We start from the raw sequence: 15,039 nt of genomic DNA, 5'->3' as shown, positions 1-15,039 counted from the left end.
GAGAGGTCTCCTTTTTCTTCGCACTCGTACCGCCCAGGGCTTAATCGCGGAAGTTGTTGAACTGCAGCGGCGCGCCGTTTTCCAGGTCGTTGGCGATATCCTTCTTCAGCAGCGCGATGGCCTCCTGCAGCACGTCGCGCTTGGCGCCGGACACCCGCACCGCCTCGCCTTGGATGCTGGCCTGCACTTTCATCTTGGAGTCCTTCAGCAGCTTGACGATTTTCTTCGCCAGATCGCTGTCCAGGCCTTCCTTGATCTTCAGCACTTTCTTGACCTTGTTGCCGGATACCTTTTCCAGCTTGCCGTAGTCCAGGCTGCGCACGTCGACGGCGCGCTTGGACAGCTTGTTCACCAGGATGTCGTTGACCTGGTCCAGCTGGAATTCGGTGTCCGCGTACAGCGTCACTTCCTTGTCGTTGAATTCGATGCGGGCATCGCTGCCCTTGAAATCGTATCGGGTGGAGACTTCCTTGTTGGCCTGATCCAGCGCGTTGCGCACTTCCACCTTGTTTACTTCGGAAACGACATCAAAAGACGGCATAAAACTATCCTCATATGGAACCAGCAGAATTCTAGTAGCGCGCCGTCGGCTTGTCACCCGCGCCGGGCATTGCCAAACCGCCCCGCTGCGTGGTGTGATGGCGGATTCAAGCCCATCATGACCAAAGACAAGACATGCTCGTGACCCTGCCGCAACTGGCCGCCTTCCTGGCCGCCGCCATGCTGATCACCCTCTCGCCCGGCCCGGACAACCTGATGGTCCTGAGCCAGGGCATTTCGCGCGGCCGCCGCCAAGGCATGGCCTTCGGGCTCGGCTGCGCCCTCGGTTGCCTGAATCACACGCTGCTGGCGGCGCTGGGCATCAGCGCGCTGATCGCCGCTTCGCCGCTGGCTTTCACCGCGCTGAAAATCGCCGGCGGGGCTTATCTGGTTTATCTGGGCTGGGGCGCCATCCGCAGCCCCGGCGCCAGCTTCCGCGCCGATGGCCAGGCAACCGGCCCGCAAAGCTCGTTGGCCGCCACCTTTCGCCGCGGCCTGATCGCCAATGCCATCAACCCCAAGGTGGTGCTGTTCTTCCTCGCCTTCCTGCCGCAATTCGTCAACCCGGCGCAGGGTCCGGCCGGCCTGCAGACCGCCATCCTCGGCACCCTGTTCACGCTGCAGGGCGCCGTCATCTTTGGCGCGCTGGGTTATTTTTCCGGCCATGTCGGCCAGTGGCTGGCCAGAAGCCGCAAGGCGAGCCAATGGCTGGATCGCATCGCGGGCAGCATTTTCATCGCTTTGGGACTGCGCCTGATTCTGGCGCGCTGATCAGTGCCGACCTGTCGTCGGCGACACTAGGAGCCAAGCATGACGTTCAACGTGTACCAAGCCTCCATCCCCGTGCTGTTGCGCGGACTGGACAATCTGTCCGCCATCCTGCGCAAGGCGGAGCAGGACGCCGCCGCGCGCAACATCGCGCCTGAAGTGTTTTTGCAGGCGCGGCTGGCGCCGGACATGTTCCCGCTGTTGCGGCAGGTGCAGATTGTCAGCGACACTGCCAAGGGCTGCGCTGCCCGGCTGGCCGGCATTGAGGTGCCAAGCTACGCCGACGAGGAAAAAAGCTTTGACGAGCTGCAGCAGCGTCTGGCCCAGACCCGCGCCTTTATTGAGCGCATTCCCCAGGCGCAGCTGGACGGCAGCGAAAGCCGCGAAGTGACGCTCAAAGTGCGCGGCAACGAGCTGCGCTTCCAGGGCCAGGACTATCTGTGTGGCTTTGCGCTGCCCAATTTCTATTTCCACATCACGGCAGCCTACGCCATCCTGCGCCATAACGGCGTGCCGCTGGGCAAGATGGACTATCTGGGCCAGGTGCAATAATTAAGCACAAGGCAGACGAACGGCGCGACGGCAAAAACCGCCGCGCCAGCTGTCTATTTCTTCAACAAGAATTCCACCAGCACGGTCTTGAAGATAAAGCCGGTCACGCCGAAGCCGAGCGCCAGAAACAGCACGAACATGCCCAGCTTGCCTGCCTTGGATTTCTTGCCCAGGTCCCAGATGATGAAGCCCATGAACAAAATCAAGCCGGTCAGACAGACCGCCATCGAAATATCGGTGAATTGCTCTTCTGACACTTGTCATCCCTTGCCGGCGCCAGTCTGTCGACCCGGCCTGTTCAATGAAGAAGAATTGCCGCCGCGCAGCACCAACGCCACGCCTGCCGCAGCCATAACCATACCGCCCAGCGCCAGCTCGCTCAAGCGCTCGCCAAACAGCCACCAGGCTTGCAGCGCGGTCAATCCGGGCACCAGATACAGATAGGCCGCCACCCGGCTGACATCGCCATCGCGCAGCATCCGCATCAGCAGCAATACGGCCAGCACCGACAGCATCAGCACGCTCCACCCCAGCGCGAAAATGAACTCTCCGCTCCATACCACTTTGTCGCCGCGCTCAAACGACAGCGCCAGCAGGCCGGTCACGCAAAATGCCGACAGATACTGATGGAAGGTGCCCGTCAAAGGATGGACGCCCTGTCCCCTGCGCTTCTGGTACAGCGTGCCGAAGGTGATCATCAGCAGGCCGGCGGCGACAAACGCAATGCCAGGATTGCCGCTTAGCGCCAGCCCCTTGCTGCCGGCGATCACCAGGGCCGTTCCGGCCAGTCCCAACGCCAAACCCAGCCACTGCACCGCGCGGAAACGCTGTTCGCCCAGCCACCAAGACAGCACAGCCGTCAGCAAGGGCTGCAAGCCCATGACCAGCGCCGCCAGCCCGGCCGGCACACCCAGCTTGATCGCGGCGAACAGGCAACCCAGATAACCACCATGCAGCAATCCGCCGCTGACCCACTGCCGCCTCATTTGCGGCGCGGTTGGCCAAGACGGGCGCAGCGCCGCCACCAGGCCGGCAAAGCACAGCAAGGTCAGCGCCATGCGGATGGCCAGGAAGGTGAACGGCCCGCAATACGGCAGGCCGAGCTTGGCGCCGGTAAAACCGGTGCTCCACAGCAGCACGAATACCCAGGGTATCCACTGATTCGCGCGCATGAGTCCTCCATGACATGCAAAACAAATGGCGGCCTCAGGCCGCCATGTCAAAGATATAAATCGGATTGTATCAGCTACGCTTGCTCCGCGCATTGGCGGCAATGCGCATGCGCAGCGCGTTCAGGCGGATGAAGCCGGCCGCGTCGGCATGATTGTAGGCGCCGCCGTCTTCGTCGAAAGTGGCGATGGTCGGATCGAACAGCGAGTCGGTTTTGGATTCGCGGCCGACGACGATCACATTGCCCTTGTACAGCTTCAGCCGCACCCAACCGTTCACCGTGGCCTGCGACGCGTCTATCATCTGCTGCAGCATCGCGCGCTCCGGGCTCCACCAGTAGCCGGTGTAGATCAGCTGCGCGTACTTCGGCATCAGCTCATCCTTCAGGTGGGCCACTTCGCGGTCCAGGGTGATGGATTCGATGGCGCGGTGCGCTTTCAGCATGATGGTGCCGCCAGGGGTTTCATAGCAGCCGCGCGACTTCATGCCGACATAGCGGTTCTCCACGATGTCCAGGCGGCCGATGCCGTGCTTGTTGCCCAGGCGGTTCAGCTCGGTCAGCACCGCTGCCGGGCTCAGCGCCTTGCCGTTGACGGCGACGATGTCGCCCTGCTGGTATTCCAGCTCCACATATTCGGGCTGGTCCGGCGCGTTTTCCGGGCTGACCGACCACAGCCACATGTCTTCTTCCGGCTCGCGCGCCGGGTCTTCCAGCACCGTGCCTTCATACGAGATATGCAGCAGGTTGGCATCCATGGAATACGGGCTGCCGCCGTTCTTCTTCTTGCTGATGTCGATGCCGTGGGTTTCGGCATAAGCCAGCAGCTTTTCGCGCGACAGCAAATCCCACTCGCGCCACGGCGCGATCACCTTCACATCCGGTTTCAGCGCGTAATAGCCCAGCTCGAAGCGCACCTGGTCGTTGCCCTTGCCGGTGGCGCCGTGCGAGACGGCGTCCGCGCCGACCTGGTTGGCGATCTCGATCTGGCGCTTGGCGATCAGCGGGCGGGCAATCGAGGTGCCCAGCAGGTATTCGCCTTCGTAAATGGTATTGGCGCGGAACATCGGGAACACGAAGTCGCGGACGAATTCCTCGCGCAGATCCTCAATGAAGATGTTCTCCGGCTTGATGCCCAGCGACACCGCCTTTTGCCGCGCCGGCTCCACTTCTTCGCCCTGGCCGATATCGGCGGTGAAGGTCACCACTTCGCACTGGTACTCGTCTTGCAGCCACTTGAGGATCACCGAGGTATCCAGACCGCCGGAGTACGCCAAAACCACTTTTTTGATGTCAGACATTGCTTCTCTTTCTACTGAATTGTTTGCCTATGCGCCGAAGGGAGGACTTCAGTCCTGGCTGCGTCCCAACAGCAGGAATTCGATCAGGGCTTTTTGCACGTGCATGCGGTTTTCCGCTTCGTCCCACACCACGCTCTGCGGACCGTCTATCACCTCTGCCGCCACTTCCTCGCCGCGGTGGGCGGGCAGGCAGTGCATGAACAAGGCGTGGGGCTTGGCATGCTGCATCAGCGCCGCCGTCACCTGATAACCGGCAAAAGCCTCGCGCCGCGCGGTTTGCTCGGCCTCGTAACCCATGCTGGTGAACACGTCGGTGGTGACGATGTCCGCTCCCTGCACGGCGCGCACCGGGTCCTGGGTCAGCTCCAGCACATCAGGGCCGTAATGATGGCCATCAAGCGCGGTCAGCTCGTAACCCAGCGGCGACGCCACTTTCAGCTTGAAGCCTAGCAGGCGCGCGGCCTGCAGCCAGGTGCGGCACACATTGTTGCCGTCGCCTATCCAGGCCACGGTCTTGCCCTTGATCGAACCATGCCGCTCGACATAGGTGAAAATGTCGGCCAACACTTGGCACGGATGGTACTCATTGGTCAGGCCGTTGATCACCGGCACCCGGGAGTGGGCGGCCAAGCGCTCCACCAGGCCCTGCTCGAAGGTGCGGATCATGATGATGTCGCTCATCCTGGACAGCACGCGCGCGGTGTCCTCGATAGGCTCGCCGCGGCCGATCTGCGAACTCTTGGTATCCAAAAACATCGCGTGGCCGCCCAGCTGCGTCATGCCGGCCTCGAACGAGACGCGGGTGCGCGTGGAATTCTTTTCGAACACCATGGACATCACCTTGCCGACCAGCGGCCGGTACAGCTCGCCGGCGCTTTGTCGTCGTTTCAGGACCTGGCTTCGCGCGAAGAGATGGTGGTACTCGTCGGGAGTGAGGTCGCTGAACTGCAGGTAATGCCTTACGGACGTCATGATGCTCCAATCAAAAAAAAAGGCCGTTGCGCGTGCAACACCAAGAGGTGATTTCATGCGCAACGGCACATTACTACACGCTGGTCTCAAGTCACTTTACAAATGCCGCACCCCTATAAGCACACAGGCATGTTTTACAGAAATGCGACATTTGTTATATTTATCGGAAATCGCCCTGTCTGACAAGCACTCAGTTGAACAGGCTGCGCCCCGGCAGCTCCGCCCACTCCTCCGGCCGCAGCACCCGCACGTAGAATTCCCCGCCATCTTCGGCCAAACCATGCATTTCTATGGTTTTTTGCGTTTTTTGCAAACGCGCCAGATAAGCCAGTATGGTGTCGTCTATCACCTGCCCCGGCACCAGCACCGGAATGCCGGGCGGATACGGCACGATCTGGTCGCAACACACGCGCCCGCTCAGCGCGGCATTCGGCCGTCCGTCGTCATCCAGCAGCGGCAAACGTTCGCCGGCCTCGTAGAATGCGTCGCGCGGCAGGCAGGCGAGGCGGGTGAAGCGCGGGATTTCCGGCATCCGCCCCAGGGCGCGCGGCGGCCGGCCTTCCTTGGTCAGCCGCAGCATCGCGTCATACAGCCGCGACAACTTGCTGCGGGTGGTGCCTATGGTCAGCAGCAGCGTGATGGTGCTGAAGGTCGACTTCTCCACCTGGATGTTGTAGCGCTCGAACAGCGCCTGCTGCAGCTCGTCGGCGGTGAAGCCGGAGCGGCTGAAATCGACCGTCAGCTTGGTGGGGTCCAGCTGAATGCCGTCCTCGCGCATTTCTTCCGGCAATAGATCATTCAGCTCCAGCACGCGAAAGGCGCCCGTAGAATTGATCTTCTCCCGCAGCTCCTGCGCCAGCTTCAAGGTGCGGTCCAGCAGGCGGTAGCCTTCCATCACCGCCTGCTTGCGCGCCACGTCCAGGCTGGCGATCAGGTTGTACTGCGGGCTGGTGGACGCATGCATATTGAAGTTTTCGCGGAACAAATGCTCGTCGAAGCGCGGGTCGTTGACGTGAATCATGCTGGCTTGCGAGAACGCCGACAGCACCTTGTGCGTGCTTTGCGTCACGTAGTCGGCACCGGACTCCAGCGCGGTGGGGCGGAAGGCCGGATGGAAACGGGCGAAGCCGTACCACGCCTCGTCCACGATGACCTTGATGCCCTTCTCATGCGCCGCCTCGATGATGGGCTTCAAGTCGTAGCGCAGGCCATCGTAAGTGCATGAAGTCAGGATCAGCACGCGCGCGTCCGGATTCTCGTCTATGGCCTGGAAAATGATCGCCTTCGGCACCGGCCCGAAAATGCCGTACTGGCGGTTGATCGAGGAGTCCAGATACACCGGCCGCGCGCCGGACAGAATCACGCCATGATGCACGGACTTGTGACAGTTGCGATCCAGCAGCAGCTTGTCGCCCGGCGCCAGCAGGGTCTGGAAGATCACTTTGTTGGAAGTAGAGGTGCCATTGGTGGCGAAATAAGTCTTGCGCGCGCCAAAGGCCTTGGCCGCCAACATCTGCGCCTCGGCGATCACCCCGGTGGGATGCAGCAGCGAATCCAGCATCGGCACCGATACCGACAAATCCGCGCGCAGCAGATGCTCGCCGACGAAATCGTGGAAGTCGCCCACCCACGGGCTGCCCTTCAGCGAATCGCCGCCGGAGTGGCCCGGCGTATGCCAGGAGTCCTTGGCCATCCTGACATACTGTTTGAGCCGGTCATAAAAAGGGGTGGCGGATTTTTCCGCCAACTCGGCCGACAAGATGCGGAACCAGCCGTTGAAATCGGCTTCGTCGCGGTAGAAATAGCCGTCCACCGCATGGCTGGCCAACTCCTCCACCAGCGCTCGCTCGTCGTCATCCCGCAAGAAGACGTACAGCGAGATTTCCGGACGAAAATCGCTGATGCGGTTGGCCAGTTGCGCCGCCGCTTCGCCATTGGCGGTACCCTTCAACTGCCGGTCCACCAGCGCCACCTGCACTTCGCCGTCACGGGCAAGCAGCTCCATGGTTTCCGCCGTGGCGTTGGCGGCAACGAAAGTCAGGCCAAACGGATTCTCCAGCCGCACGGCGGCGGCCCCCAGGCCCGCCATCACTTCGGCTTGCCAAGTCACATCGTCGCTGACCACGAGCACGCGGCTAACGGGTTTCATGATGGTTTCTCCTGATGGTGTTTGCCGCGCACATTGTTATATGTGGAGTCTGTCCGGCCATGCGCGTGTTTTTTGTTTTCCCCTATCCTATCCGCATCCTGCGCCCGCCGTCATTATGCAGGCGCACATCGGCCGCATACGTTACAATTGCGCCATGCTGACCGATGCCGAAAAAGACGCCATACGCGACCACTATCGCGCCATTTCCGACCGCCTGCCGGGCTTCCGCCCGCGCGCTTCGCAACGCCGCATGCTGGCCGAAATCGCCAATGCGCTGGCGCGCTCGCAAGAGAAAGTCGGCGACGAATGGCCGCAGCGCGAGGGCGAAAGCATTACCGTGATCGAGGGCCCGACCGGCGTCGGCAAGAGCTTGGCTTATCTATTGGCCGGCGGCGTGATGGCGCGCGCGCGCGGCAAAAAGCTGGTAGTCACCAGCGCCACCGTGGCGCTGCAAGAGCAACTGGTCAACCGCGACCTGCCCTTCGTGGTGGAAAACAGCGGCCTGCCGCTGACCTTCGCCCTGGCAAAGGGCCGCGGCCGCTATCTGTGCCCGTACCGCCTGTACGGCCTCACCGCTCAGCACGCGCAGCAAAGCCTGCTGCAGCCGGACCCGATGATGGCGCTGTGGGACCACAAGCCGGAACAGGCCGAACTGGACGCGCTGACCGCCATGGCGGACGCCTTCCATCAGCGCAAATGGAACGGCGACCGCGACAGCTGGGATAGCGTGGTGGAAGACGGCCTGTGGGCGCGCGTCACCAATGACCGCCACGGCTGTTTGAAAACCGCCTGCCCCAATCGCGTGGAATGTCCGTTCTATCTGGCGCGCGACACATTGGAAAACGTGGACGTGGTGGTGGCCAATCACGACTTGATGCTGGCGGACGTTTCCATGGGCGGCGGCGTCATCCTGCCCGCCCCCGAGGAAAGCTTCTATTGCATAGACGAGGCGCACCATCTGGCCAAGAAAGCCATCAATCAGTTCGCCGCCGAGCATTCGCTGGGCCAGGCGCTGGGCTGGCTGGACAAGGTGGCTGCCGTCGTGGTCCATGCCGAGGCGCATACCGGCAAGGCCGAATTGGCGAGCAGCGCCATCGACTCCGCCGCCGCCTGCGTGGAAACGCTGACCGAGTGGCAATGGCTGCTGGGCAGCGAGGAAGCGCTGGCCGCCAGCAGCGACAACCTGGAGCCGTCCTGGCTGATCGAGGACGGCATCCTGCCGGAGCGCCTGAAAACCCCGGCCGCCAATATGGCGATATCCGCCCGCGCGCTGAGCAAGCAGCTGGACGATATGGGCAATGCCCTGTCCGAGGCGCGCAAGGACAAGAACGGCGACCCCGATCTGGACAAGACCGCCACCGAGCTGGGTTTCCTGATCGGCCGCGCCGAACAGCTGATGGCGGTGTGGGACCTGTTCGATACCGAAACGCCGGAAAACGCGCCGCCTATCGCCAAATGGATTACCCGCCGCTCTGAAGGCAAGGGCGACTATCTGTTCTCCGCGTCGCCCGTCAGCGCCGCCGCCAGTCTGGCCGCCACCCTGTGGCGCCGCGCCGCCGGCGCCATTCTGACCTCGGCCACGCTGCGCTCGCTGGGCGACTTCGAGCTCCTGCTGTCGCAAACCGGCCTGAAATGGCTGCCCAAAGTCAGCTGCCTGGCATTGGACTCGCCTTTCAATTTCGACGAACAGGGCGAACTGTATCTGCCGCCGCTGCTGGCCAGCCCCAAAGACCCGGGCGGCCATACCCGCGAGATCATAGAATGGCTGCCCAAGCTGATCGACCTCTCCCAGGCGGTCGGCACGCTGGTGCTGTTCTCCTCGCGCAAGCAGATGCAGGACGTGGCCGCCGGCCTGCCGGCCGAATTGCGCGCACAACTGCTGGTTCAGGGCGACATTCCCAAGCGCACGCTTCTGGACACCCACCATCAGCGCCTGCAAGACCATCAGGCCAGCGTGATCTTCGGCTTGGATTCTTTCTCGGAAGGCCTGGACCTGCCGGGCGAGAGCTGCGTTCACGTCATCATCGCCAAGCTGCCGTTCGCCATGCCGGACGACCCCGTGGGCAAGACGCTGTCGCGCTGGATAGAAAAGCGCGGCGGCAATCCCTTCATCGAGCTGACCGTGCCGGAAGCGTCGATCAAGCTGGTGCAAGCCGTCGGCCGCCTGATCCGCACCGAGCGCGACTACGGCCGCGTGACCATCCTGGACAATCGCCTGACTCGGCAAAGCTATGGCAAGAAGCTGCTGGCCTCGCTGCCCCCATTCAAGCGCATATGATTTTCAGGTATGATCACGGAACTTTCGCATTAGCAAATAACGCCAGCCTACAATATCCCCTAGCAAGTACGACAAAACAGGCTACACCCAAAGCAAACATACTGGTCCCACCGCCATGATCTGTAATCCGTACGAAATCGTGATCCAAGGCCTCACCTCCGAGGGTCGCACCTTTCGCCCCAGCGACTGGGCCGAGCGCCTGGCCGGCATCCTCGCCTCCTTCGACACCAACCAGAAGTTGTCCTACCACGCCTTCGTCCGTCCGATGATGCTGGAAGGCGTGCGCTGCGTGGCCGTGGACAAGAAACTGGAAAAAATCTACCCGCAAATCTTCCAGTTCCTGATGGCTTTCGCCAAAGACAATGACCTGCGCGTAGTCGATTGTCGGACACTCATCGACGAAATCTACCCGAACAAGTTTTCGGCATAAACGCAACAAGCGTCGTATTCACGCCACTCTTTTTGCCAGTTTGGAAACAGTTTTGTCATATTCTGTGGTTAAACTCAGACAAGTTGTGAAGCGGCAGTCTAATCTGTGAACAGACATGCCGAACCTTCACGCTTCATCGCAGAACCGTCCGACTTGACTTGGAGTTCCATCATGCAAAAGAAGAATCTGGCAGCACTGGTTGCATCGCTGTTCATCGTCCCGGTCGCAGCTCACGCTGACGTCACCATCTATGGCTTCATCAGCGCAGGCATTGAGTCCGTCAAGGCCACCGGCAACGGCAACCCGGCCAACGACTACACCTCGCGTACCCGCGTTTCCGACTATAACTCCCGCATCGGCTTCAAGGGCAACGAAGACCTGGGCAACGGCACCAAGGCCATCTGGCAAGTGGAAAGCAGCCTGCGCAACTTCGAGCAGGGCGGCACCGATGACAAGAACAACTCCGCAACGCTGGGCACCCGCAATACCTTCGTCGGCATCGAAAACGCCGACTTCGGCAAGGTGCTGCTGGGCAACAATGACTCTGCCTACAAAGTCCTGTCCGGCAGCGGCAATAGCGCGCTTGGCGTGGATATCCTGATTAACACCACGGCGGAAAACTTTGGCAAGTCTTCCGTCAACGGTCGTGGCGAAGAACGCCTGAAGAACTCCATCCACTGGTACTCCCCGAACTGGGCCGGCTTCAAGCTGGGCGCATCCTGGGGCGTGGATGAAGCTCGCGTTGTTGACCAAACCAAACCCAGCAATGGCTCCGCAACAGATGCCAAGCGGCTGTCTTTGGGACTGGGTTACAACTGGCAAGGTCTGAACCTAAGCACCGCTTGGGACCGCCGCTATGATAGCGCTGTGAGTGGCGACTCCAACTCCGTCGGTACCGGCTTCTCCGGCAAGAATGTAACGATGTACAACATTGCCGGCAGCTACAAGTTTGACTTTGGTACCTATATTGGCGGCTATTACGAGTGGGCCACTTACGACAACGTTGGTGGTGCTCAACTGAAGCAGGATGACTGGATGATCGCGCTGGGCCAGGACTTTGGCGCTGCTTCCATCAAGCTGGGCTATGGCCAGCTGGGCAGCCTGAAGAACGTATCGGCCGCCTCCAATGGCGACGACTACAAGGCCAAGCAGTGGATCCTGGGCGGTACCTATGATCTGTCCAAAACTACCCAGCTGATTGCCTATTACACCAAGATTACCAACAACGCGAAGGCTAACGCCAACTTCGCCAATGATGCGGTATACGACACCGGTCTGGGCACCAGCGGCGCCAAGCTGACGAGTGGCAATAGCCCGCAAGCCTTCGGCTTCGGCATGAAGGTTGCGTTCTAAGCCTGATTCGATCTAAAAGTCAAAACGCCACGGCATGCCGTGGCGTTTTTTTCTTTGTAATCACCAGAACATCAACCACACACCCTGCTCAGCTCCTCCGGCTGCGATACCAGGAAGTTGCCTTCTCCCTGCCATTGCATGATGCGCTTGTTGCGCTGACGCTCCCACTCATCCACCGGATATTGGCGCGCCCAGGCGCACATCAGTTGCTTGTCCTGACGGCTCATGTTCAAGCCATAGCGCTGGTGCATATACAGCGTAATCCGCGCCGCCGCCCCCCTAACCTCCTCGCGCGGCTGAAAGCGCTTGAGCTTGAAGTCCACGATGGACTGGCACTGGCCATACACAGGCCTGGGATGAATTTCCCAAGCGCCATAGGTGAAGTTGGCTCGGTCGCCGTTTACCTCCCCCACCGCCGGCACCAGATTATTCAGGTCACCCTCCGCCATCTGGAACAAGGGATCATTTGCGGCGCAATTCTTGCGGCCTCCCTGCTGCCAACACTGGCGCTGATGCCCCAGCACCCAGGCCGGCACCACATGCTCCCATTCGATGCGGCTGGCCCGGCTTTCCGATTTTCGTGGCTGATAGCCACAAGATGCCCAGTCCACATCCTTGCCCTGATAGCGGCAGCCGCAATAAAAGTCGACCTCCATGCCGGAATACAGCCTCGGCAGGATACGCTTGGCGGCAGTGAAGTTCCGATGCCCCACTTCCTTGCTGCCGCCAACCAATGGCTGAGGACTTACCTTGTCTACATGGACCGATGCCGCTTGCCCGGTTCCAGAGAGCAAAGCCTCGCCCAGTGCCGCCAATTGCTTGACTTCGCCAGACTTGGCCACCTGGCTCAACTGATGAGCGTCACAGGCAGCCAGGGACAAACTGATTGAAATTAGAAATATCGATGTTCGCATTGACCGGAGTGTAAGCACTCAAGCCAATAGCGGCAATATGATTGCCTAATTATTACAAAGCCCGCGCAAATCCACCGCGCGGGCTTCATATCCACTCCCAACAAGGGCTTACCAAATCCGGATGCGCTGCTCCTCTGGCTTGTACATCTTATCGCCAGGCTTCACTTCAAACGCGCGCTGAAACGCGTCGCTGTTGGATGTGGCGCCGATGGCGCGGAATGCCTCCGGCGAATGCGGATCGCTCACCAGGCGCTGCAGCAATGCCTCATCGCGCATCTTGCCCCGCCAGATCTGCGCAAAACCATAGAAGAAGCGCTGATCGCCGCTCATGCCGTCAATCACCGGCGCAGGCTTGCCCGCCAGCGACAACTGGTAAGCCTTGTAAGCGATCTGCAGGCCCACGTTATCCGCAATATTCTCGCCCAAGGTCAGCTTGCCGTTGATATGCTTGCCTGGCAGCGGCTCGTACGCTTCATACTGCGCCACCAGCCTGCTGGTCAGCTCATGGAAACGCGCCTTGTCCTCAGCCGTCCACCAGTCGCGCAAATTGCCATCGGCATCATACTGGCTGCCCTGATCATCGAAACCATGGCTGATTTCGTGACCGATGACCGCGCCGATTCCACCGTAATTGGCCGCATCATCCGCCGCGCCATTGAAGAACGGAGGCTGCAGAATAGCCGCAGGGAACACAATCTCGTTTTGCGATGGATTGTAATAGGCATTGACTGTCTGCGGCGTCATGCCCCATTCGGTGCGATCCACCGGCTTGCCCAAGTGGGACAATTGCCATTGGTATTCGAAACGGTTGGCGCGCTTGACGTTGCCGACCAGATCATCGGCTTTGATCTCCAGCCCTGCATAGTCGCGCCAATGCTCGGGATAGCCAATCTTCAGCATGTACTTGGACAGCTTGAGCTGCGCTGCCTGCTTGGTCTGCGGCCCCATCCAACTCAAGCCATCTATGCTTTGCCGATAAGCCTGCATCAGATTGCCCACCAGTTCCTGCATCTTCAGCTTATTCTCAGCCGGAAAATACTTGGCCACATACAACTGGCCCAAAGCCTCGCCCAATGACGACTCCACAAGTTGGACGCCACGCTTCCAACGAGGACGTTGCTCCGGCGTGCCGGACAGGGCCTTGCCGTAAAAATCGAAGCGCGCGTCCACCATCGCCTTGTTCAGATACGGGGCATAGCCATCCAGAATATGCGCGATCAGATAGTCCTGCCAATTCAGCAGAGGCTCTTTCTGCAAAAGCTTGGCCACGCCGGACACATACTCCGGCTGCGCCACGTTGAATTCGCCCACGCCTGTCATGTCCGCGGCAGCGAAAAACCCATGCCAATCGACTTTAGGCGCCAGTTTGGCCAACTGCGCCGGCGTCATCTTGTTGTAGGTTTTTTGCGGATCGCGGTTTTCCACCCGGCTGCGCTGCAACTGGGCCAATTTGGTTTCCAGTGCCATTGCTCGCTTGGCGCGCTTGTCCGGCTGGGCATAGCCGGCCTGACGGAACAGCCGCGCCAGATAATTCTGGTACGCTTCGCGCATTTTGACGAAACGCGCATCCTTGCCCAGATAGTAATCACGATCCGGCATGGCCAGGCCGCTCTGGTAAAGCTCGGGCAGGTAGGCGGTGGCATTCTTCGCATCGATGTTCACATACAGGCTGATCGGCAATTTGACATTGCTGGACTGCCAACCGCCCAGCAGCCGCACCAGTTCGCCACGGCTAGACAGCATGGTCACCGCCTGCAGATCCGTCTCAATCGGCTGCAGCCCCAGTTTTTCCACCGCAGCCTCGTCCATGAAACTGGCGTACAAGGCGCCAATCTGCCGCTCATTGCCCGCCGCGTCTTTTTTCGCAGAGGCCGTTTCAATCAGGCTGCGGCTGCGGGCCTCGCTCAGATCGCGCAATTCTTTGAAAGCGCCGTCCCAGGATTCGCTGGCGGGGATCTCATGCGTGTCCAGCCACTTGCCATTGACCGCCAGATAGATGTCGTCCTGCGGCCGCACATTGGCATTGAAATTGGCGGAATCGATGCCCGACACGCCATGCGCCCAAGCCTGGCCTGCAAACAAGACAGCCAAGGCTAATGCTCTCATTTTCATTATTCGTCCCTCTCGACACTCATCACAAAAGAAAGGCAGCCCATGGCTGCCTTCCGTGTCAGGTCGTTAAGACCTATTTACTGCAGGAACTGTTCCGATCCCACTATCCCCAGCTTCGTCAAACCCAAACGCTGCGACTCCGCCAGCACCATCGCCACCGGCGCATACGTCGCATCCTTGTTCGGCTTGATGTGCAGCTCCGGTTGCGGATCCGCCTTCCCCGCCGCCGTCAGCTTCGCTTCCAGCGCCTCTCGGTTCGGCAAACGCTCGCCGTTCCACATCACCGCGCTGTCCGGCGTGATGTCGATCTGCACCACCACCGGCTTCGCCTGCTGCTTCGACGGCGTGTTCACCGGCATGTCCAGCTTCACCGCGTGCGTCTGGATCGGAATCGTGATGATCAGCATGATCAGCATCACCAACATCACGTCGATCAGCGGCGTGGTGTTGATTTCCATCATCAGGTCGTCTTCGCCCGACGACCCCACGTTCATCGCCATGC

General features: G+C 60.5%; 13 protein-coding genes and 1 pseudogene. 5 read left to right on the top strand and 9 right to left on the bottom strand.

Features of this window, described 5'->3' with window-relative positions; translation table 11 throughout:
• Positions 1-40: 40 nt before the first annotated feature.
• A complete protein-coding gene (locus JHD59_RS14740) occupies positions 41-541 on the bottom strand; it encodes a YajQ family cyclic di-GMP-binding protein (protein ID WP_103320314.1) in 501 nt (166 codons plus the stop codon).
• Between the two features lie 134 nt (positions 542-675).
• Between JHD59_RS14740 and JHD59_RS14735 the strand changes: the two genes are divergently transcribed.
• The gene (locus tag JHD59_RS14735) at positions 676-1,311 is read left to right on the top strand and encodes a LysE family translocator (RefSeq protein ID WP_199154786.1); all 636 of its coding nucleotides are present in this window, start codon (positions 676-678) and stop codon (positions 1,309-1,311) included.
• A 39-nt stretch (positions 1,312-1,350) separates the two neighbouring features.
• On the top strand, positions 1,351-1,860 hold the full coding sequence (locus JHD59_RS14730; RefSeq protein WP_103320317.1) for a DUF1993 family protein: 510 nt from the start codon (positions 1,351-1,353) through the stop codon (positions 1,858-1,860).
• Between the two features lie 53 nt (positions 1,861-1,913).
• Here the strand turns inward: JHD59_RS14730 and JHD59_RS14725 are convergent, their stop codons facing one another.
• From JHD59_RS14725 to JHD59_RS14705, 5 genes are all read right to left on the bottom strand, one after another.
• On the bottom strand, positions 1,914-2,117 hold the full coding sequence (locus tag JHD59_RS14725) for a DUF2788 domain-containing protein (protein WP_103320319.1): 204 nt from the start codon (positions 2,115-2,117) through the stop codon (positions 1,914-1,916).
• A gap of 3 nt (positions 2,118-2,120) precedes the next feature.
• Entirely contained in the window at positions 2,121-3,032 is a 912-nt protein-coding gene (locus JHD59_RS14720) for a DMT family transporter (RefSeq protein ID WP_199154785.1), read from the bottom strand.
• A gap of 70 nt (positions 3,033-3,102) precedes the next feature.
• Positions 3,103-4,329, bottom strand: a complete 1,227-nt coding sequence (locus JHD59_RS14715; RefSeq protein WP_199154784.1) for an argininosuccinate synthase — start codon at positions 4,327-4,329, stop codon at positions 3,103-3,105.
• Positions 4,330-4,377: 48 nt separating this feature from the next.
• Positions 4,378-5,301, bottom strand: coding sequence for an ornithine carbamoyltransferase (gene argF, locus JHD59_RS14710; RefSeq protein WP_199154783.1), 924 nt, complete (start codon positions 5,299-5,301; stop codon positions 4,378-4,380).
• Positions 5,302-5,491: 190 nt separating this feature from the next.
• Positions 5,492-7,450 (bottom strand): aminotransferase class I/II-fold pyridoxal phosphate-dependent enzyme, encoded by a 1,959-nt coding sequence (locus JHD59_RS14705; protein WP_199154782.1) that lies wholly within the window; start codon positions 7,448-7,450, stop codon positions 5,492-5,494.
• 154 nt (positions 7,451-7,604) lie between these two features.
• Here JHD59_RS14705 and dinG point away from each other — a divergent pair, with 154 nt between their 5' ends.
• The 3 genes and pseudogenes from dinG (at position 7,605) to JHD59_RS14690 (ending at position 11,511) form a co-directional block, all read left to right on the top strand.
• Entirely contained in the window at positions 7,605-9,728 is a 2,124-nt protein-coding gene (gene dinG, locus JHD59_RS14700; protein WP_199154781.1) for an ATP-dependent DNA helicase DinG, read from the top strand.
• A gap of 115 nt (positions 9,729-9,843) precedes the next feature.
• Positions 9,844-10,131 (top strand): annotated as a pseudogene (locus JHD59_RS14695) (DUF3579 domain-containing protein); the annotation flags it as partial.
• A 198-nt stretch (positions 10,132-10,329) separates the two neighbouring features.
• On the top strand, positions 10,330-11,511 hold the full coding sequence (locus tag JHD59_RS14690; protein ID WP_199154780.1) for a porin: 1,182 nt from the start codon (positions 10,330-10,332) through the stop codon (positions 11,509-11,511).
• A 71-nt stretch (positions 11,512-11,582) separates the two neighbouring features.
• Here the strand turns inward: JHD59_RS14690 and JHD59_RS14685 are convergent, their stop codons facing one another.
• From JHD59_RS14685 to JHD59_RS14675, 3 genes are all read right to left on the bottom strand, one after another.
• Entirely contained in the window at positions 11,583-12,392 is an 810-nt protein-coding gene (locus JHD59_RS14685) for an endonuclease (RefSeq protein ID WP_233164207.1), read from the bottom strand.
• 141 nt (positions 12,393-12,533) lie between these two features.
• On the bottom strand, positions 12,534-14,531 hold the full coding sequence (locus JHD59_RS14680) for a M13 family metallopeptidase (RefSeq protein ID WP_233164198.1): 1,998 nt from the start codon (positions 14,529-14,531) through the stop codon (positions 12,534-12,536).
• An 83-nt stretch (positions 14,532-14,614) separates the two neighbouring features.
• The coding region (locus JHD59_RS14675; RefSeq protein WP_199154778.1) for a biopolymer transporter ExbD at positions 14,615-15,039 on the bottom strand (425 nt) is incomplete at its 5' end.

The organism is Chromobacterium sp. ASV23 (assembly GCF_016428945.1).
Taxonomy (GTDB): Bacteria; Pseudomonadota; Gammaproteobacteria; order Burkholderiales; family Chromobacteriaceae; genus Chromobacterium; species Chromobacterium sinusclupearum.
The sequence above is the reverse complement of the archived record's forward strand: the minus strand, read 5'-3'. Positions and strand labels throughout refer to the sequence as shown.